We start from the raw sequence: 14,264 nt of genomic DNA, 5'->3' as shown, positions 1-14,264 counted from the left end.
CAACGTTCTTAGAGTCCGGCCAACAGGGGACAATTGTACTGTCCGCATTGGGTGGTTACGGGGGGAGTGTTATTGTGCTGTACAATGGAAGAAATGAACCAATTGTTATTCTTTTTTTCCAGATATACAGTTTGAGGGGCATTACGCGAAGGTTGATGCACCAAGCATAAATGATCCGAGGTCCTATGCGTATGGGTAGACCAAGTTTCGGATACACTGGCCTCAGCTTTAAGCCCGTTGCCCTCCTGGTAGACTTCTATGTTCCCAATGGACTGATTTTCCAAGGTGTTCAGGTTGTAAATCCCCATCAAATAAAATTCGGATAAAATATCTTCATAATCCTGAAGGGCATCTTCGGAAAAAACCTGACCCAAAGGCGTAGGGTCCAAGGTGGCCATTGCCAGGGATTCCAGATTGGATCCCAATTGTATGGATTTTTTAATAGCAACAATTTCCTGACTGTAATCAGGTGCTTTCTTTTCTACAGTTTTAACGGGTTTAACAGCATTCTTATTCTCCTTCTCCGTAGGAATTGGATCGGTGGTAAGAAGTTGGGCTGGAATATTAGATTGATCACCGTTAATAGGCTTTTTGTCGGTCTGTGACTTCCACATAAAACCAATACCAAGGGTAATTAGAATCACAAAGGTAGTGACCACCACAGCCACTATGATTTTCTGTTTCCTTTTACGGGCTTCCTGTTCCTTTGGGGATCTACCTCTAATGCCAATGGACTCTATGGATCTTATCAATTCGTCCGAATCGTAATCCCAGCGTTGGTCCGTTAGTTCGTGCGACTGCCTCCTGACGAGCGATTTTAAATCGTCCGGTAATTCATCTTCCAAGGGCATCTTTGCCCCTCCTACCAATACGGGAATCACCCGGATATTCCGAGCTAAGGCGGTACTTACCTCCAAACGGACAAAATCTTGAGGGTCCTGGAGTCTAGGAACCCCATGGGCATCTTTCATACTTACCCAGTCCGGCCCAATGACTACCAATAACAAATCGCAAATACTGGTGGCGTGTTTAATACTCTCCACAAAATCAGTGCCCTTTTCTATGTCCTCAATATCCCTAAAGCATTGACTATGGCCAAAATGCTTCACCAGTTTATCGGCTATACGGCCACCAAATCCCGCACCTTCGCCACCCCTACGGTAACATATGAATATTCGAGGTCTGGATTTCTTTCCTAAAAGGGCCGATAGACTCATAGTACTTACTTAAATACTTGTTTCAATTACGCAATCAATAGTTCTGTAGACTTCCAAAGTGGTCGTAGGCGATAGCCGATAAATTGCCCCCTTCCAGTGTTGGATTACAGCTTATTAATCTTAAAGTCGGACTTCCGTGAAGACATCATAAGTTAGAAAGTTATTCCCAGTACAAAGTAAAAAAATGTATGAGTGGGTATAATTAATGTATAGTCGGTTTTCCAATGATAGAGCAAGAGAGGGAAAAGGATGAGAAATCTCATAGTGGGTATGGATTTTTACGTTTTGCCAGGTGATAACGGTCATTTTGTAATTTATTGCTAATCACACAGTATTTGTTGCTAAAAACACATATATACCGTTATTTTAATAAGGAAAATTGTAAATTATAGGGTGTTAGTAATAAATAAAGGAACTATAGATAGTTGGTTAAGATAATTTCTCTGTAGTTATAGGAAAGCAATTTTATGCCATCCATATATATATCATACGCCTGGGGTTCCGAAAGCGAAGCAATTGCGGAAGCGATTGAAAAGGAATTTCAAAAAAGGGGCCTACGTATTATTCGAGACAAAAATGATCTGGGATATAAGGGGCGTATCAAAACTTTTATGGAGGACATTGGTCGGGGAAAATATATAATTCTAATTATAAGCAATAAGTACCTCCGGTCCGAAAACTGCATGTTCGAGTTGCTGCAGATATTTAGGAACCGTGATTTTTATGAGCGTATTTTTCCGGTGGTCTTGGAGGAGGTAAAAATAGCCAAAGCAGTAGATCGGTTGGACTTGTTGAAGTACTGGGAAAATGAAACCGAAAACCTGAATGCAAAAATCAGGGAATTGAAGGAGCTTTCCAATATTCAGGGAGTAACGGACGATCTTAATCTCTATACGGAGATAAGGGGGAATATAGCACGACTTACGCATATTCTTAAGGACATTAATACCCTTACCACCGATAGGCATATTCAATCGGACTTTGAACAACTCTATGAACTGGTAGAGGAAAAAGTGAAGTTGGATTTGTTACACAATAAGTCAAACGAGGGAGATGCGATAGCGGATCAATTGCCCGAGCTTCCCGTAGGCACTGGTGCGGAAGAACCGACCAAAGAGAGATCCAAGACCATTAAACGAATGGCGCTGTTGGTGGCGGTTCTTGTGATAGGGGTGGTAACCTTCCAGGTAATAAATACCTCGGAGCCAATAAATGGAATGGAAAATGCCCTGGATACGATACTTGTAAACGAACACAAGATCGATTCCCCTCAGCATTTAAAAAAAGATAGCTCTGAACCTGATAGTAAAAAAGATGAGGTAATCAATGAAAAGGAGAAAACAGCGGTAGCCGATAAAAGCTACACGGTAAAATTGATGGTCCCCTCCAACATGGTGCAGGCCAACGTTTTAGTAGATGGAGAAAAGGCAGAAATAATCAGTAGAGGCCTTGTATCCATAACCGTGAAGATAAAAAAGAAAACGATGAGCCATCATTTTGAAATAAACGATGGTCTGGATAAATGCACTACCGATAAATTGATTACCAAGGACAATACACAGATACCCTTGTGCCTTTAAGGTGATTGTCTGTTAGTAGTACGCCATTTCCCCCCACCAGAAAATGTGTCGATTGTGCACGGGCTCCTTTGTCTTGGGCATCCAATACATTGTTGATATGGCAAGCTTGAACCAAAAATCGTAAAGAATGAAAAATATAGGCCTGGTGTTTTTTATGGGTTTATTCTTAATTGCTATTCCTAGTAAGGGGAAAGCCATGGTGCCCCCACCCAATAGTAACGATTCCATTGTTTACGTCTGGGATTTCAGCGTTTCGGAGCCGGCCTTAAAGCCTATCGCGACCATGCTGACCAACGATTTTGAAACCGAACTCATCAATTCGGGACTCTATACAGTATTGGAGCGAAGGCGTTACAATAGGGTACTGGCACATCAAAACTTACAAAGGGAAGTAAGGGACATTGCCAATATACCCAGTGCCTCCAAAGATAGCCTGGCGGCCAACAGGGCAGGGGTAGTCATTTTTGGAGAGGTAAAGGACGATATAGATAGCGGAGTCTACGAGGTTACGGTTACGTTCCAAAGTTTAAACGAAGTGATATTGAGAAAAGGGAGTGTTCTCATAGGCAGAGGGTTAATACGCGATAACCAAACCCGAAAAAAGTATATGAAGGAGTTGGTAGATCTGTTACACGCCAAAGAACTGTTAGCGGCAAAAAAAGAACAATACAATATTATTTCGGGGGTGTTGTCTACCTATATGGTTCGCGTAACGGATGTTAAAAACAGGTTTCAGGATATATCCCGTTTTGCCTTCAGCGACAAAAATTATTTTGAAGCTCTAGGGAAGACCATCTTTGCCTACAATGATGTTTTTGATCTCCTTACGGCCAATAGGGCCAAATATCATCTGGACTTTATAGCATACTGGGCAGAACCAAGGGGACGGGAACTGGAAGATATCTTTAGCAGTATCCTGGACGATATCCATATTACCTATATTCTGAAATTGGATAAGGTGCGAGTGGCTATTTGGGAATATGGTGAAAGTTCTGCCGGGAAAAATGAAAAACAAAAAATGAGGAACAGTATCCTAAAAAGTGTCAAAGAAACAACAGACGACCTTGGAAGGCAAATTGATATTATGCACGGAAAAATAAATCCGTTTCTATCCCACCTAAGGGTAGAAATCAGTGAATAATAGGTAAGTATTAATAATTTAAATCCAAAAGATATGAAAACTCTTAACTTGTTTAGAATTATGATTATAGCTATCCTTGTATTTGCATGTGTAGGCTGTAGCTCAAGTGACGGTGGTGGAACTGTTTTTATTCCCGGATTTAATGCCACATGGCCCGTAGAAGGAACCAATGGGGAATACCGTATGGACCTGCAGCCAAATGCAGCTAATAGAAACGTACCATCGGGTGTATTTAACGGGGAGGAACAACATGATAACGATACTATCCGGGATGGTAACCCCTTAAGCGGAAGTTTTAATGGTCTGGATATTGAATTTACAGTGACGAGGAAGAATAATGAAAAGATCCAATTTAAAGGAAAAATGATACCAGTAAGTGAAACCGACCATAGCATTACCAGAATCAATTTAAACTCTCCGGAAGGACCCATTTCCTTGGTTCCTTAATAGGGTCGCGTTGGGTTCTACTTCGTTTGTAATCTGGTTCTTATAACGCTAAGTGCTACAAATTTATGTGGTAGTGCCTTATCGCACTAAGCTAGCGGCTAGAAGAAAAAAATAATTTTTCCCAATGCAGGATATCCATAAGGAATGAGGGAAGTAAATGAATCGGTTTACGGGATCATTTATACAGAATTTGCGACCATATATACAAAACAATACTTCCGTTCCTTAAATGTTGTTTATCTTAAGATACATACCCCAGCAAAATGAAACTATCAGACATCAACACCTGTCTAAACCCAAATGCCATCTGTGAAGATGAACTGATGGTAAGAATTGCTAAAATTGTAGAGGTCTGTGAACGCTCCAAGAATGCAATGGTAGGTATCTACCTTATGGACAAGGCCCTTTTCCTTTATTGTAATCCCCGTTGCATATCAATTTTTTCCGATGACTTCTACAAATTGTGGGACGATGGGTGGGGCTATTGGTTCTCAAAGATCGATTTGGACGAGGTGGGGTGTGTTAAGGAGCTTATAACCAGCTATTTGATTGCTCCCAAACCCCAATCCCCACTGGTGCTCAAATATCATATTGCGTCCTTGGAGGGGAAACAAATCTGTGTGAAGCACGAAATTCATTTATACGACATAATTCATCGGAAGATCGCGGTTAACTATGTTTTTGATGTTTCTGTAAAGGAAGAGATCGAAAATTTTTTTCATGCTTCTTATAACCTGAACAACCCTTCCATATCCAATAAAAATAACCTCCAAATATCGGGAAGGGAACAAGAGGTGTTAGAACATATAGCCAATGGCTTCTCTTCCAAAGAAATTGCCGATAAGCTTTTTATAAGCAATCATACCGTAGTTTCACATAGGAAGAATTTAATCGAAAAATTTAAAGTGAAAAATACCGCGCACTTAATTAAAAAAGCGGCAGCATTTATCTGACCAATTAGGACCCCCATGGTCATTTTATGAAATTAAGAAAACAGATGGTAAAATCCCTAAAAATGGGGATTGATTTATAAGCTTAAAATTAGAATCTTTCTTAGTGAATCGAAAGATTCGGTCTATCCTCCTCCCAGATGATAGTGGCACACAGCATCAATTACTGTCGGTTATTTCATTGATCGATTCCTCAAAAGGAAGATTTATGGGATTTTCGTTTTGCCGTCAATGCTACTTTCTCCCTACCCGTCCCCCACGGATTTATTTAATTTTTTATGTACCTATTATGATACATTCAACCTTAAAGCTGTTAACCAGGTCTATTAATGACTATCTAAAGATCAAAAATAATCTTGATGAGGAAAAGGTGTTCCTAACACATGTATCCGGTGAGGCTGGCATTGCTATTCCGGATAAATCCCTTGGACTGTCCTTGGTGAATATTGAGGAGGAAAAAGTATTTAAGGAACAAAATGCCACATTTATCAATGCCGATGGAACGGTAGAATACAGAAATCCCGAATTAAAATTAAATCTCTATATCCTAATTTCCGCCAACTTTCAGAACCAAAGTCAAACCGACCCTACGGATGATTACTATGAGGGGCTTAAGCAGTTATCCTATGTAATCTCCTTCTTTCAGGCCAAAAACGTTTTTACCAAGGACAATACTCCTGTTATGGCCGCCGAAGATCCTAATATTAAAAAAATAATTCTGGAGCTGTACTCCTCCTCATTTGAGCAGATGTACAACTTCTGGAGTGTACTGGGTACCAAATACCTTCCCTCGGTATTGTACAAAGTGAGAATGATTACCATTCAGGAGGATGAATTGATCAGTGATGCCCTTCCCATTGAGGAAATTGACCTCCTGGCCAAAAACAAAATGCTGTGACCACAAAATACAACAGACTGTTTTCAGTATCCATGCAGCACAATTTCTATAAAAATGGTGTCCACAAGTCTCTTGTGCTAAAACCGGACACAACTACTGCTGTGCTGACCCGAAATGGGAAAATGTTGTTCAGGACACTTGGCAATGATGCCATTGTTCTTTTTAAGGCAGACGCAGATAAGACCTCTCCCTTTATTGATCTGGGGAAGGATGTTGTTTTTAGATACTACCTAACCTTAGAAAACAGCGAGGAGTTTTTTAATATCACCAACCTGGATGGTGTAAAGAAATACGAAGTGGGCAACAAACTCTACTTTACCAACAATCCCGCCAATGCCAGCACCCACCCCGATACTCCGGAGCTACTTACCCATAGCTTGATCGGCAAGGCATTTTCCCCTCTATTTACTTACTCTTTTTCATTGACCACTACCCATACCAAAACTAAGTTTAAGCTGACCGATCAAAATGGGAATTTAATATCGGTGGGCAAGGATCAGGAGGGCAACGATTTACCTACCATATTGAACCTTAGTAGGGACGACAATAAGAAATTTCACCAGCAGGTAGATCTAAGGAATAAACCCAATGGCATTTATACCATTACCATTAGGAACGATGCAGATGCAACAACCCTAAGGGAAGAAACCGTGCTTGTAGACAATGAGGCCCTTCAACAAGGTGTATTGGGGGTGGTAGACATCCGTTACGATTCGGCCACGGGCCACCTTTATGGGGCTACCGAGTATTATCGACTAAATTTTGAACGTAAAACGGCGATTTGGAAATATTTTATTGTCAACAAAACCAAAACTCAATTGGATTATGATGATGTACTCAATACATCCAGTCTCACCATTGAGGATTCCCCTACCGGGGGCGGTGCCCCGTATACCCATGTAGATTTTAACCTGGACGGTACTGAACCGCGAACCGATATTAAAGTAAAGGGATTTCATACGGTCGTCTTTAAATCCAGTGCTGAGATCCCAAGCTTTGAGGATCCCAAGCTAAACGTGGAACTTGTTCTCAAACCTTCCGACAAAAAAGTAGTCGCCCACCTATCCAATCCACCCATTAACACCGTGGAGAAAGATAATGGAGGAGTGATTGAGAAAGAAATATTTGTATTCATTTAAAGAGAATCAAAATTATGGCAGATTACAAAACACCCGGCGTATACATTGAGGAAATTAGTACGCTTCCAGCATCGGTAGCACCTGTAGCTACGGCCGTCCCAGCATTTATTGGCTATACGGAAAAAGCAATTGTAGATAATGTTGCAATTGATCCAGCAACCACTAGAACTCCCGTAAGAATAACCTCTATGCTCGAATTTATAGCGCATTTTGGTGGGCCCTTTCAAGAATATTACAGCGCATCCATAACCGATCCGCCCAGCGGGGAAACGGAAGTGGGGCTTAGCGTTTCCAGTATTGGAGCCAATGAATCCCCCTACGTGTTGTACTATCAGGTACGCATGTTTTACGCTAACGGCGGTGGTAACTGTTATGTGGTTTCCGTGGGTACCTATACCCAGATAGACGAATCCGATCCTACCACCATGCCAACGGAAATAGATGCCATAGCCATAGATGATGCGGCTCTCCTGGCCGGACTCAATGTCTGTGAGGAAATAGATGAGATCACCCTCCTGACCATACCAGAAGCCATGGCCTTATCCGATACCGATAGAAAGCCGTTGTTCGATACTATGCTGGTACAGTGTAATAAACTACAGGACCGGTTTGCGATACTGGATGTGGAAGCGGATGTTTCCTCTACGGTGTTTAACGACGGGAACAATTTTAGAAATGATAATGTAGGCCCGGATTACCTAAAATACGCTGCGGCCTATTATCCATCCTTGCATACCTTAATCGAATTTTCCTTTGATGAAGACAAGGTCCGGATCGTGGATACTACCACTGCGCCCAATGCGGCCCTTTGGAATGGTAAAATGCTGAGCAACATAAATTCCGGCCTGGAATCCGACGGTACCACCGCCATTTCCAAGGCGGCTTCGGCCACCATAACCGTATTGGACAATACGAGTATAGACGGTGATGTTTTTACCGTGGACGGAACGGATTTTACGGAAGGGACAGAGTTCACAAAAGGGGGGGACGCCAGCGCCACCGCAGGTCTTTTGGCCGCACAAATAGATACACTTCCCAATGTAAGTGCCATAAATAACGGGGCAGTCGTAGTAATCCAAGCCACTGCGTCCGGTGCTGCGGGCAATGGTATTGCGATTAATTACACCGATAGCGGTACCGGAATTGCTGCTTCTATCTCAGGGCCCGAACTGGAAGGCGGGGTTGATCAGTACCTGGATACCAACTTGTACAATCGGATAAAGAAAGAACTTCAGAAACACAAGGTTACCCTGTATCCCTGTGGCGCCATAGCAGGTATTTATGCTGCAGTGGATAGGGATAGAGGAGTGTGGAAGGCACCGGCCAACGTAAGTGTGAATCTGGTAAAGGAACCTACCATCCAGGTTACCGCCGCGGAACAGGGAGATCTTAACGTGGATGCCACTACCGGAAAATCCATCAATGCAATCCGATTTTTTAATGGAAAGGGTAACATTGTTTGGGGGGCAAGGACCCTGGCCGGTAACGACAATGAATGGCGTTATGTTCCGGTAAGACGCTTTTACAACTTCATGGAAGAGTCCATTAAGAAAGCTACGGAATTTGTCATTTTTGAGCCCAATAGTAAACCTACATGGGTGAAGACCAAGGCCATGATAGAAAACTTCCTTACCCAACTATGGCGGGATGGGGCCTTGGCAGGTGCCAAACCGGAACACGCTTTTTTCGTGAAAATTGGACTTGGGGAGACCATGACAGCCGTGGATATTCTGGAGGGAAGGATGAATATAGAAATAGGGGTGGCAGCAGTAAGACCTGCAGAATTCATCATCCTTAAATTCTCCCATAAACTACAAGAATCATAACATAATATATAAAAACATAACATTATGCCTACCTATAACACACCCGGAGTCTATATTGAAGAAATTTCGACCCTACCGGCCTCCATTGCGCCGGTTGCTACCGCTATTCCCGCGTTTATAGGGTATACGGAAGCTACCACCGACCAGGATGGTAACAGTCTTCTCTTTAGGCCAAAACGGATTACCTCCATGTTGGAGTATGTTGAAATATTCGGAGGTCCTGTAGGACAGGATATTACTGTAAATATTAGGGATGTTTTTGATGCTTCTGATGTTCTTTTGGAACGGAAGTTCTCCTCGGTATTAACGGGGGCGGCCTCCAATTACATCCTCTACCACAGTATGAACCTATATTTTGCCAATGGGGGCGGACCCTGTCATGTGGTCTCCGTAGGAAGCTATACCGATCCCATTATAGTGGGGGATGGATCGGTTTCCACAGTGGCAGGTGGTTTAACTGGTGGTATCACCGCTATCGAAAAAGTGGACGAACCTACGTTATTGGTATTTCCAGAAGCAACCAAATTGGGAACCCCAGGGGAATACGGTTTGGTAGTGGTAGCAGCGCTTAGCCTGTGCAACAAAGTACAGGATAGGTTTACCATTGCCGATTTTAAAGGGGATATAACCGATACTACCCAGATAGAAACGTACAGAGGTGCTCTGGGCATGAATTATTTAAAATATGGAGCTACTTACGGCCCAGACCTAAAAACGACCCTAAACCATGGGTATGCAGAAGACACCGTAACCATTAGTCACTTACAGGAGGACGGAGGCACGGGGAGTGCCTTACCAGGCGGTGCAGAGGACTTTAGTGGATTAATGACCGGTCTTGAGGCTGCCAACCCCAGTATCTATAGGTCCGTAGTCGCCGAAATAGGGAAGTTGTATGTAGATCTTCCTCCTTCCTCGGCTATTGCCGGGGCCTATGCCCGGGTAGATGCGGAAAGGGGAGTGTGGAAAGCCCCTGCCAATGTGGGACTCATTTCGGTCCTGGCTCCAAAAGTGTTGGTGACCAATGAAATGCAGGATAATTTAAATGTGGACCCCTCCACCGGAAAATCCATCAATGTAATTAGAGCTTTCTCCGGGAAAGGAATATTGATCTGGGGTGCTAGGACCCTGGCCGGTAATGATAACGAATGGCGCTATGTACCAGTACGAAGGCTGTATATATTTATTGAAGAATCGGTAAAGAAAGCAACCGAATTTGTTGTTTTTGAACCCAATAACAAACTGACCTGGGTAAGGACGAAGGCGATGATAGATAACTTCCTTACTGGTCTCTGGCGCGAAGGGGCCTTGGCAGGGGCAAAACCGGAAGCGGCCTTCTTTGTAAAGGTAGGCCTGGGCGAAACCATGACTGCCCAGGATATTTTAGAGGGAAGGATGAATATCGAAATTGGACTTGCAGCTGTAAGGCCTGCGGAATTCATCATCCTGAAATTTTCCCATAAACTTCAAGAGTCTTAATAGAAAAAAAATAAATCAATAATCATTAAATCAACACATTATGGCTATCAACTATCCCGTTTCGGTATTTCATTTTCAAGTAGAATGGGGCGGAACACGCATTGGATTTACAGAGGTGTCCGGATTGTCGGTGGAACTTCAATCCATAGACTATAGAGAAGGTAATGCTGCCGAATACCATGTCACCAAAATGCCCGGTATTCCCCAATATTCCAACATCACCCTAAAGAGAGGAATTTTTAGGGCAGACAACGAATTTTTCCAATGGCTCAATACGGTTGCCTTAAACCAGATAGAACGGAGAGATATCACCATCAGCCTATTAAACGAAGAACACGAGCCCGTAACGGTATGGAAGGTAAAATCTGCCTGGCCATGCAAGGTGGAAGGGCCTTCCCTTAATTCCACGGGGAATGAGGTGGCTGTAGAAACCATCGAGCTTTGCCATGAGGGACTTAATATAGAATTCGTATAGACAGTATGGCAAATTACTATCCACCGGTCGGTTTTCATTTTAGGGTAGACATTGAAGGAATTACATCCGATGGGAATGATATTCGTTTCCAGGAGGTATCCGGATTAAATGTCAGCGTTGGCGAGTTTACCTATAACGAAGGAGGAGAAAATCGTTTTGTCCATAGATTGGCCGATAGGATCACTTATGAAAAACTCGTCCTAAAAAGGGGATTGTTGATTGGATCAAAGCTGATCGCATGGTTTAGGGACGCGGTAGAATCCTTCTCCTTTGATCCCAAAGACGTACTGGTTACCCTTCTTAATGCCGAACATGAGCCCTTGGAGTCCTGGAGCTTTGTAAAGGCCTATCCGGTTAAATGGACTATTTCCAACTTTGGGGCACAGCAGAACGAAATTGTTATTGAAACCATAGAACTGAACTTCCAATATTTTAGACGTTTGGAGGTCTCCTAAAAAAGAAAGCCTTATGCCTGTCGAGATAAGAGAATTGATAATACGAACCACGGTAGATAAGCAAAACAAAAAGCCGTCTACCCATGTTTCCGGGGAGGATTGTACCACACCGCCCTCCGCCCAGACCAATCAGGTTAGGGTAGATGAAGTTTTGAAATTGATCAAGAACAAAAACGAACGATAATGGGATTGTTGGACGGGATTTTATTGAAGATGATGATCTTTTCTTACCATGCCGATAAAAATGGCATGCCGAAGGGACTTCCTATCCCGTACCCGGTGATGTACAATCCGGAGAAACTATCCAAAAATATCGCCATAAACTACCAAGGGCAGTGCGTGCCAGGAGATAATAGCCAAGAACAAAGCTATCATAGTAACCAAAGTGGGGAGGTCACGTTCCAATTTCTTTTTGATGCCACAGGGACTTCGGTAAATTCCATCAACGGGGAGGTGGCCAAGACCGTGGGAGGCGTGGATCTGGAAATAGCATTGTTTTTAAAGCTCACGGGAGACGTGGATCCGGAAGAACATCAGCCCAGAACCCTAACCTTGGTTTGGGGAACTTTTATTTTCAACTGTAAATTAAAGAGTGCCAAAGTAGACTATACCATGTTCAGCTCCATTGGCAGACCCTTAAGGGCTACTGTTACCGCCACCTTTGTAGGACATGAGTTTAGGGTAATCCAGGCAGCACTTGTTAAACTGTTCTCTTCGGACCTAACCAAAATCCATATCGTTAAAGCAGGGGAGACACTGCCTTTGATAGCAAGCAATATTTATGGCAATCCAAATTATTATATGGAAATAGCCAAAGCCAACAATTTGTCAAATTTTAGAAATATCAGGCCAGGGCAGGAAATAATTCTGCCCCCGGTCCAAAAATAAGAGAGTCCTATGCTATTAGCCGAATTAGATATTCCCACAGGTTCCGAATTACCCTCCTTTACCATTCTGGTAGATGGTACCGAATTGGACGGTAGTTTTGCCGTAAGCAGTTTGGCGGTAACCAAAGCGATCAATAAGATTCCTACGGCACAGATCCAATTGGTAGATGGTAACGTTGCCGAAGCCGATTTTTGGGCCAGCAATGAAAACACCCTGATTCCCGGAAAGGAAATTGAAATAAAAATGGGCTATAAGGGAGAAGAAGAAACCGTATTTAAAGGGGTTATTATTAAACACGGGATCAAAACCATGGGGGGCAATACCAACTCCCAACTTTCCATAGAAGCCAAGGACGTGGCCGTGAAACTTACCGTAGGACGTAAGAACAGGTATTTTTCGGATATGTCGGATAGTGACATTATGGAAGCTATTTTGAACGATTATGGCGATATAGCCCCCGAGATTGAAACCACCCCCACTACCCATGCGCAAATGGTCCAATATTATTGCACGGATTGGGATTTTCTGGTGACCCGAGCGGAAACCAACGGGCAATTGACCATGGTTGATGATGGGACCATTAAAACAGCAGCCCCTGATTACGGGCAGCAAGCGGTGGCCAATCTTTCCTATGGGCATAATATCCTGGAATTCGATTTTGAAATGGATGCCAGAAACCAGTTTTCCGCTATTGAGACCAGGGCTTGGGATACGGCCAATCAAGAAATTGTAACCAGTGGCAACCAACCTCAGAATATCACCGAACTAGGGAACCTGTCGTCCACGGAACTGTCTGCTACCATTGGTGTGGATCCCCTAAATTTTCAACATACCGGAGCTTTGAGTCCGGCAGAATTACAAGCGTGGACCAACGCGCGAATGTTGAGGAGCCAATTGTCGAAAATTGTTGGCAGGATTAAGATTTTGGGCAATAATGTAATTAAACCGGGTAACCTGATCAATCTGGAAGGCCTTGGGGATCGTTTTAACGGAACGGCGTACGTATCAGGGGTTAGTCATACTTTTTCATCCACTTGGAATACCCACTTGCAGATAGGGTTGGACCCAAAATTCCTGACCGAGAGTTATGATGACGTACAGGCCATCCCCTCTGCGGCACTTTTGCCTGCCATTAATGGGCTACATATAGGGAAAGTTACCGCCGTACACGACGATCCCATGGGAGAAAACAGGATCAAGGTAAAACTCCCCATGATCAGTACCGAGGAGGAAGGGACATGGGCACGGATTGCCACCTTGGACGCCGGGGACAATAGGGGCACTTTCTTTATGCCGGAACTGGACGATGAGGTTATCGTAGGCTTTTTGAACGATGATCCCCGAAATCCTATCGTGATCGGTATGGTACACAGTAGTGCGAGACCGGCGCCGTTCACGGCCACGGAAGAAAACGATGAGAAAGGATTTGTAAGTAGGAGTGAAATGAAACTGGTCTTTGACGATGGCAAAAACCACATCCTTCTGGAAACTCCCAATGGTAACAAGATTTTATTGTCCGAGGAAGAGGGGGCCATTCAGGTCGAGGACGAAAACGGCAATAAGGTTACCCTGGACAGTGGGGGTATTTTGTTGGACAGCGCTGGGGATGTAAATATCAAGGCCGGGGGTGATGTCAATATAGAAGGGGTCAACATTAACCATAAGGCACAGGCTGCGTTCAAGGCAGAGGGGTCTTCCGGAGCAGAAGTCACCTCTAGTGGAACGGCCACCATAAAAGGTTCGTTGGTACAAATAAATTAAAGAAGAAATTA

At 43.4% G+C, this 14,264-nt stretch carries 14 protein-coding genes; 13 read left to right on the top strand and 1 reads right to left on the bottom strand.

The annotated features are described in order from the left end of the window. Positions 1 to 8 precede the first annotated feature (8 nt). Positions 9 to 1,217 carry a toll/interleukin-1 receptor domain-containing protein gene (locus tag BV214_RS04805; protein ID WP_086476340.1) on the bottom strand — a complete coding sequence of 403 codons (1,209 nt, stop codon included), beginning with the start codon at positions 1,215 to 1,217 and terminating at the stop codon, positions 9 to 11. A gap of 467 nt (positions 1,218 to 1,684) precedes the next feature. On the opposite strand from BV214_RS04805, the gene BV214_RS04800 reads away from it, so the two are divergent. The 13 genes from BV214_RS04800 to vgrG all read left to right on the top strand — a co-directional run bounded on the left by BV214_RS04800 (position 1,685) and on the right by vgrG (position 14,253). After that, complete coding sequence (locus tag BV214_RS04800; protein WP_086476339.1) at positions 1,685 to 2,797, top strand: toll/interleukin-1 receptor domain-containing protein; 1,113 nt, start codon at positions 1,685 to 1,687, stop codon at positions 2,795 to 2,797. A 127-nt stretch (positions 2,798 to 2,924) separates the two neighbouring features. Then, positions 2,925 to 3,938, top strand: a complete 1,014-nt coding sequence (locus tag BV214_RS04795; RefSeq protein ID WP_086476338.1) for a hypothetical protein — start codon at positions 2,925 to 2,927, stop codon at positions 3,936 to 3,938. Positions 3,939 to 3,971: 33 nt separating this feature from the next. Further along, entirely contained in the window at positions 3,972 to 4,385 is a 414-nt protein-coding gene (locus tag BV214_RS04790) for a hypothetical protein (RefSeq protein ID WP_086476337.1), read from the top strand. Between the two features lie 263 nt (positions 4,386 to 4,648). Beyond that, entirely contained in the window at positions 4,649 to 5,338 is a 690-nt protein-coding gene (locus BV214_RS04785) for a response regulator transcription factor (protein ID WP_245806746.1), read from the top strand. A 286-nt stretch (positions 5,339 to 5,624) separates the two neighbouring features. Then, on the top strand, positions 5,625 to 6,233 hold the full coding sequence (locus BV214_RS04780; protein ID WP_176328456.1) for a DUF4255 domain-containing protein: 609 nt from the start codon (positions 5,625 to 5,627) through the stop codon (positions 6,231 to 6,233). Beyond that, positions 6,230 to 7,372 (top strand): hypothetical protein, encoded by a 1,143-nt coding sequence (locus tag BV214_RS04775; protein WP_140157721.1) that lies wholly within the window; start codon positions 6,230 to 6,232, stop codon positions 7,370 to 7,372. The genes BV214_RS04780 and BV214_RS04775 overlap by 4 nt, the downstream gene beginning before the upstream one ends. A 14-nt stretch (positions 7,373 to 7,386) precedes the next feature. Further along, on the top strand, positions 7,387 to 9,198 hold the full coding sequence (locus tag BV214_RS04770; protein ID WP_086476334.1) for a phage tail sheath family protein: 1,812 nt from the start codon (positions 7,387 to 7,389) through the stop codon (positions 9,196 to 9,198). A 24-nt stretch (positions 9,199 to 9,222) separates the two neighbouring features. Then, on the top strand, positions 9,223 to 10,674 hold the full coding sequence (locus BV214_RS04765; RefSeq protein ID WP_086476333.1) for a phage tail sheath family protein: 1,452 nt from the start codon (positions 9,223 to 9,225) through the stop codon (positions 10,672 to 10,674). Positions 10,675 to 10,720: 46 nt separating this feature from the next. Further along, a complete protein-coding gene (locus BV214_RS04760) occupies positions 10,721 to 11,149 on the top strand; it encodes a phage tail protein (RefSeq protein WP_086476373.1) in 429 nt (142 codons plus the stop codon). A 5-nt stretch (positions 11,150 to 11,154) separates the two neighbouring features. Then, positions 11,155 to 11,604 (top strand): phage tail protein, encoded by a 450-nt coding sequence (locus BV214_RS04755; RefSeq protein ID WP_086476332.1) that lies wholly within the window; start codon positions 11,155 to 11,157, stop codon positions 11,602 to 11,604. A gap of 13 nt (positions 11,605 to 11,617) precedes the next feature. Continuing rightward, positions 11,618 to 11,788 (top strand): DUF5908 family protein, encoded by a 171-nt coding sequence (locus tag BV214_RS16720; protein WP_176328454.1) that lies wholly within the window; start codon positions 11,618 to 11,620, stop codon positions 11,786 to 11,788. Beyond that, a complete protein-coding gene (locus BV214_RS04750; RefSeq protein ID WP_086476331.1) occupies positions 11,788 to 12,492 on the top strand; it encodes a CIS tube protein in 705 nt (234 codons plus the stop codon). The genes BV214_RS16720 and BV214_RS04750 overlap by 1 nt, the downstream gene beginning before the upstream one ends. Positions 12,493 to 12,501: 9 nt before the next feature. Then, positions 12,502 to 14,253 carry a type VI secretion system tip protein VgrG gene (gene vgrG, locus BV214_RS04745; protein WP_086476330.1) on the top strand — a complete coding sequence of 584 codons (1,752 nt, stop codon included), beginning with the start codon at positions 12,502 to 12,504 and terminating at the stop codon, positions 14,251 to 14,253. The last annotated feature ends 11 nt before the right edge of the window (positions 14,254 to 14,264 follow it).

This window comes from Arenibacter amylolyticus, assembly GCF_002150785.1.
In the GTDB taxonomy this organism is placed as follows: Bacteria; Bacteroidota; Bacteroidia; order Flavobacteriales; family Flavobacteriaceae; genus Arenibacter; species Arenibacter amylolyticus.
This window is presented reverse-complemented; position numbering and strand designations above follow the sequence as displayed.

Bases quoted from the DNA above. Each gene is read 5' to 3' on its own strand.
- BV214_RS04795 (WP_086476338.1), top strand. From the start codon at position 2,925: ATGAAAAATATAGGCCTGGTGTTTTTTATGGGTTTATTCTTAATTGCT.
- vgrG (WP_086476330.1), top strand. From the start codon at position 12,502: ATGCTATTAGCCGAATTAGATATTCCCACAGGTTCCGAATTACCCTCC.
- BV214_RS04805 (WP_086476340.1), bottom strand. From the start codon at position 1,217: ATGAGTCTATCGGCCCTTTTAGGAAAGAAATCCAGACCTCGAATATTC.
- BV214_RS16720 (WP_176328454.1), top strand. From the start codon at position 11,618: ATGCCTGTCGAGATAAGAGAATTGATAATACGAACCACGGTAGATAAG.
- BV214_RS04790 (WP_086476337.1), top strand. From the start codon at position 3,972: ATGAAAACTCTTAACTTGTTTAGAATTATGATTATAGCTATCCTTGTA.
- BV214_RS04770 (WP_086476334.1), top strand. From the start codon at position 7,387: ATGGCAGATTACAAAACACCCGGCGTATACATTGAGGAAATTAGTACG.
- BV214_RS04785 (WP_245806746.1), top strand. From the start codon at position 4,649: ATGAAACTATCAGACATCAACACCTGTCTAAACCCAAATGCCATCTGT.
- BV214_RS04750 (WP_086476331.1), top strand. From the start codon at position 11,788: ATGGGATTGTTGGACGGGATTTTATTGAAGATGATGATCTTTTCTTAC.
- BV214_RS04755 (WP_086476332.1), top strand. From the start codon at position 11,155: ATGGCAAATTACTATCCACCGGTCGGTTTTCATTTTAGGGTAGACATT.
- BV214_RS04800 (WP_086476339.1), top strand. From the start codon at position 1,685: ATGCCATCCATATATATATCATACGCCTGGGGTTCCGAAAGCGAAGCA.
- BV214_RS04780 (WP_176328456.1), top strand. From the start codon at position 5,625: ATGATACATTCAACCTTAAAGCTGTTAACCAGGTCTATTAATGACTAT.
- BV214_RS04765 (WP_086476333.1), top strand. From the start codon at position 9,223: ATGCCTACCTATAACACACCCGGAGTCTATATTGAAGAAATTTCGACC.